The sequence below is a fragment of the Micromonospora maritima genome (assembly GCF_902825405.1).
Lineage (GTDB): Bacteria > Actinomycetota > Actinomycetes > Mycobacteriales > Micromonosporaceae > Micromonospora > Micromonospora maritima.
In genome coordinates this window covers 1-5,181 of sequence record NZ_CADEAU010000381.1, presented here as the reverse complement: position 1 = coordinate 5,181, position 5,181 = coordinate 1, and the positions used below count along the sequence as shown (strand labels likewise).

Below are 5,181 nucleotides of genomic sequence, written 5' to 3'. Positions count from 1 at the left end.
CTCGACGACCTGCCGCCGGCCGCCTGGGGCGTCGCCGTGACCGGTCCGCTGGCCACGCTCGTGGCCTGCGCCACCGAGTCCGGACGGCACGCCGAGGCCGAACGCTGGCTGGCGCAGAGCCTGCCCGCCGGCGCCTTCCGCACCCCGCTCGGACTGCACTACCTGGCCGCGCGGGCACGCCACCACCTGGCGCTCGGCCGCGCCCACGCGGCCACCGCCGACCTGCGCCGGTGCGGCGAACTGATGCGGGCCTGGGGGGTCGACGTGGCCGGTCTGGTGCCGTGGCGGCTGGAGCTGGCCCGGGTGCAGCTGGCGGTCGGCAACAAGGCGCACGCCACCCAACTGCTGCAGGAGCAGCTGCGGGCGCCGCACGGGGTGGACGACCGCACCCGGGGCCGAACGCTTCGGCTGCTCGCCGGCACGACCGCCCCGGACCACCGGCGCAAGCTGCTCTCCGAGGCGGTGAACCTGTTGCAGGGCTGCGGCGACCGGCTGGAGCTGGTCCGCGCACTCGGCGACACCGGGCAGACGTTGCAGCGGGCGGGTGACTCGGCGCAGGCCCGGCTGCTGGTGCGCCGGGCGTACCAGCTGGCCCAGGACTGCGGCGCGTCGGTGCTGGCCCAGCGGCTGGTCCGACGCGAGCCCGGCGGCGTGCCGGCCGGGCCGCCGGCCGAGTCGCCGGAGCCGGAGGACGGGCTGAGCGAGGCCGAGCGCCGGGTGGCGGCACTGGCCGCGCAGGGCCACACCAACCGGCAGATCTCCAGCAAGTTGTTCATCACCGTGAGCACGGTGGAGCAGCACCTGACCCGGGTCTACCGCAAGCTCGACGTCAAGCGCCGCTCCGACCTGCCGGCCCGGCTGGTGGCCTTCGCCGAGCCGCTGGGCGAGGAGATCCAGACCGCGGCGTCCTGAGCGCCCACGTGCAAGGAGGGGCCCCTTGTTAACACCCGGTGTTAACAAGGGGCCCCTCCTCTACCGCAGGCGTTAGGAAGGGGCCCTTCCTTACAGGCTCAGCACCAGGTCGGCGGCGGCGGTGACGCCACCGGCTCGGCGCAGGCAGTCACGCCACCGGGCGGCGCGGTCGCGGAAGGACGGGTCGGCCAGCAACCGGCGCAGCTTGTCCACCACGTCGTCGACGTCGAGCGGGTCCTCGTGCTCCACCGCCAGCGCGATCCCGGCGTCGACCACCCGCACCGCGCCGTCGTAGCAGTCGAACCAGAAGGGCATCACCAGCTGTGGCACGCCGAACCAGGCCGCCTCGTGGATCGCGTTGGCGGCGGCGTGGTTGAAGAACACCCGCACGTGCGGGTGGGCCAACACCTCCACCTGTGACGGCAGCCACGACTCGACCCGCAGGTTGGCGGGCAGCTCGCCGGCCGCGGGCAGCAACGGGTGCCGGGCGGCCGGCAGCTTCCACAGCACCTGGTGCTCCGGCCCGAGCCGGGCGGCCACCTCGACCAGCGCGGCCACCTGGGCGGCGGTCGGACGCATGATGGTGCCGAAACCGACGTAGACGACGGACTCGTGCGCGTCGAGCCAGGCGCGCAGCTCGGCGCCGTCCTCGCTCGGCACGATGTCGCGGGGGACCATCGAGCCCACCGTGCGCAGGTTCGCCGGCGCCGTGTCGAACGGGTACTCCAGCCCGAACACGGTGTAGGCCAGCAGCGCCTGCGCCGCCTCGGCGTACTGCGAGGGGCGCAGCTCGGCGTTGCGGATCCCGGCCTCCGCCCGCCGCCGCGCGGCGGCGGTGCTGCGGGCGAGGCGCTCCGGTTCGGTGAGTGTGGCCAGCAGCGCGGCCCGGTAGCGGTCGTTCGCCGCCCGTTGGCTCGGGTTCATCGCCAGCGGCAGCCCGGACAACGACATCGGGTACGACGGCGGCAGGCTGTCCTGGAGGAAGTTCGACGGCGGCACGGTGACGCTGATGACGTAGGGCACGCCCCGGACGGTGGCCGCGTCCATGCCGAACGACGCGAACGAGTCCACCACCGCCAGCGCCGGTCGCACCTCGTCGACGACCGCCAGGCACCGCTCGTACAGCTCGTGGAGGTGGTCGAAGTCGGTGGAGGCGTCGACGTAGCTGGCGAAGTTGACCACCCGCGAGCCGGTGGACATCCGGCGGTGCGTCTCGTCGTCCCAGTGCTCCGGGCGGACCCCCACCCGGGGTGTGCCGAGCGAGACGAAGCGCAGGTCGCCGTCGCCGGGCAGCGCCTCGATCTCGGCCCGCCGCTCGTCGGTGCAGGCGAACCGGACCGGCCGTACGGCCCGGCGTTTCAACTCGCCGGCCAGGGTCAGCAGCGGGTTGAACAGCCCCGCGCTGCCGGAGCTGACCAGCAGCAGCGGTCCGTCGTCGGGGCTCATCGCGACCTCCTAGTCCATCGCCCGGCGCATGAACCCGCGGATGCCCACGGCGGTGAACACCACGAACACCACGGCGAGCACGAGCAGGTCCAGCCAGAGCGGGACGGACTGGACGCCGGGCGGGGCGACGAGCGAGCGGGTCGCCTCACTGACGTAGGTGAGCGGGTTGATCGCGCAGACCACCTGGAACCAGGGCAGCGAGTCCAGCGCGCGCAGCGGGAACTGGGTCGCGCCGGTGAACATCAGCGGGGTCAGCGTGACCGTGAACATGATCTGGATCCGCTGCGGTGGGACCAGCGTGCCGAAGGTCAGCCCCATGGCGGCGCCCACCAGCGCGCCGGCCGCCAGCACGCCCACGATCGGCAGCAGCGTGGACAGCGGCCAGGTGACGCCGAGGATCAGCATGCCGACCGGGATCAGCACCAGGCCGGCGACCAGGCCGCGGATCGCCCCGAAGACGATCTTCTCGAACGCCACCAGCGGGATCGCCATCGGCGACAGCAGGCGGTCCTCGATCTCCCGGGTGAAGGAGAAGTCCATCACCATCGGCAGCGCGGTGTTCTCCAGACCGATCAGGAACGCGTTGAGCGCGATCACGCCGGGTAGCAGCACGTTGGCGAAGTCGTCGCTGGCGTACCCGAGGTCCTTGAGCACCTTGCCGAAGATGAGCAGCATGAACAGCGGCTGGAGGAAGACCTGGGCCAGGAACGCGCCCACCTCGCGGCTGGTGACGAACATGTCCCGCCAGAGCACCGCGCGGAAGGTGGTGAGCTGGTCGCGCAGGCGTACCGGCGGGGGTGCGACGGCGGCCGACGGGGCCGGGACGGCGGGGGCGGTGACGGTCACCGAAGTTCCCTTCCGGTCAGGTGGATGAAGACGTCCTCCAGGCTGGGCTGGCCGACGCTGAGGTCGCGGACCTCGCAGCCGAGGTCGGTGAGGACCTTCAACGCCATCGGCACGGCGTTGGCCGGCGCGCCGGCGGTGTAGACGCGGAACGACAGCGGCGCGTCCGGGTCGGCGGGCGCGTCGGGCAGCGGCATCGGCGGCATGCCGGGGAACATCGGCAGCTCCGCGGCGCCGCCGGCGCGCAGCCGTTCCACCCGCTCCACGTCGGGCACGTCGGCCAGCGCGGCCTGCACCGCGTCGACCGGCGCGCCCGGCGCGACCACGAGCGTCAGGGTGCTGCTGCCGGGCAGGGTCCGGGTCAGCGCGGCCGGTGTGTCCAGGGTGAGCAGCTTGCCGTGGTCGACGATGCCGACCCGGTCGCAGAGCTTCTCCGCCTCCTCCATGTCGTGCGTGGTCACCACGACGGTGACCCCGGAGCGCTTCAGCTCGGCGATCCGCTCGTGCACGAACAGCCGCGACTGCGGGTCGAGGCCGGCGGAGGGCTCGTCGAGGAAGAGCACCCGTGGGGCGTGCATCAACGCCCGGGCGATCATGGTGCGTTGGGCCAGGCCGCCGGAGAGGAAGTCGGTGCGGGCGGTGGCGAACGCCGTCAGGCCCATCTGCTCCAGCAGCTCGTCGGCCCGCTTCGACCGGCGGGACCGGGACACCCGGTGGTACGCGGAGTGGAACAGCAGGTTCTGCCGGACGGTCAGCGACCGGTCCAGGTTGACCCGCTGCGGCACCACCGCGAGCAACTGCCGGGCCACCGCCGGCGCGCGGGACACGTCCGCGCCGCAGACCAGGGCGCGGCCCGAGGTGGCGCGCACCCGGGTCGTCAGCACCCCGATCGTCGTGGTCTTGCCGGCGCCGTTCGGCCCGAGCAGACCGAAGACCTCGCCCGCGGCGACGGAGAAACTCAGTCCGTCCACCGCCGGCGGCATGTCGGGCCGGTATCTCTTGACCAGCCCGTCGACCACCACTGCCTCGTCCACGTCGTCATGCTCCCGTCCTGGTTCCTGGTAAGACAGTTGTCCGCCGCCGCGATAGGGGGTGCTAGGGGCAGCCCAAGGGGCGGTGTCACAGGCCGCGCTCCGCCAGCCATCCGTCCACGGTCGCGGCGAGTTCCGGGCCGCGTTCGCCGACCATGGTGAAGTGGTCGCCGGCCGCGTCCCGCGTCTCGTGCGGGTACGGCCACACCGACCGCCACCCGTCCGGTTCCCCGGTCCACTCCCCCAGCGGCTCGCTGGCCCGCACCAGCAGCGTGGCGGCGGACATCGGCGCGGGCCGCCAGTCGAGGAACAGCGGCAGGTAGCCGGCCCAGGCGGTGGCCCGGTGGTCGTCCATCGGGGTGTACGCGCTGTCCCGCTCGACCATCCCGTCGAGCAGTTGCGACGTCCAGCCGCCGAGCACCTCGCTGCCGGGCGGGTAGGTGTCCATCAGCACCACCGCGGCCGGGGCGCGGCCCTGCCGGTCCAGCTCGGCGGCGAGCAGGTTGGCCACCATCGCGCCGCCGGAGTGCCCGGCCAGCACGAACTCCCCCGGGCCGACGGCGCGCAGCACGGTGTCGGCGTGCACCCGCAGCAGCGCGTCGAGGTCGGCCGGCAGTTCCTCGCCGACCCCGAAGCCGGGGTTGGGCAACGCCCACACGTTCCGCCGACCGCGCAGTCCGGCGGCCAGGCGGGCGTACTCGTGCGCCCCGGACAGCAGCGACATGGTGCAGCAGCAGACGACCGGGGTGGCGGGACCGTCGGCGAGGCGCAGGATCCCGGCCGGGCGGGTCAGCTCAGCCGGGGCGGTGAAGCTGGGCCGGAACTGGGCCAGCTTGACCAGCAGTTCGGCGTAGCCGGCGGCGTCGGCGCGCGCCTTGGGCTGGCGGAACAGCCCGCCGAGCAGGCCACCGGCGCCGTCCGGGGTGGCGGCGTCGGCGGGCGCGGCGCC

5 protein-coding genes are annotated in these 5,181 nt (G+C 73.7%); 1 reads left to right on the top strand and 4 read right to left on the bottom strand.

Translation table 11 applies throughout. The features are described 5' to 3' along the window. On the top strand, nt 1–912 hold a 912-nt coding region (locus HUW36_RS24970; RefSeq protein WP_217428876.1), incomplete at its 5' end, for a helix-turn-helix transcriptional regulator. 90 nt (nt 913–1,002) lie between these two features. On the opposite strand, the gene HUW36_RS24965 is transcribed toward HUW36_RS24970, so the two are convergent. From HUW36_RS24965 to HUW36_RS24950, 4 genes are all read right to left on the bottom strand, one after another. Continuing rightward, complete coding sequence (locus HUW36_RS24965) at nt 1,003–2,358, bottom strand: glycosyltransferase (protein ID WP_174530399.1); 1,356 nt, start codon at nt 2,356–2,358, stop codon at nt 1,003–1,005. A 9-nt stretch (nt 2,359–2,367) separates the two neighbouring features. Then, nucleotides 2,368–3,204 (bottom strand): ABC transporter permease, encoded by an 837-nt coding sequence (locus HUW36_RS24960; RefSeq protein WP_091574832.1) that lies wholly within the window; start codon nt 3,202–3,204, stop codon nt 2,368–2,370. Beyond that, complete coding sequence (locus HUW36_RS24955) at nt 3,201–4,235, bottom strand: ABC transporter ATP-binding protein (protein ID WP_174530398.1); 1,035 nt, start codon at nt 4,233–4,235, stop codon at nt 3,201–3,203. Before HUW36_RS24955 ends, HUW36_RS24960 begins: the two co-directional genes overlap by 4 nt. Nucleotides 4,236–4,320: 85 nt before the next feature. Further along, nucleotides 4,321–5,181 (bottom strand): alpha/beta fold hydrolase (locus HUW36_RS24950; RefSeq protein WP_174530397.1); only part of this gene is annotated, 861 nt, incomplete at its 5' end.

Bases quoted from the DNA above. Each gene is read 5' to 3' on its own strand.
- HUW36_RS24965 (WP_174530399.1), bottom strand. From the start codon at position 2,358: ATGAGCCCCGACGACGGACCGCTGCTGCTGGTCAGCTCCGGCAGCGCG.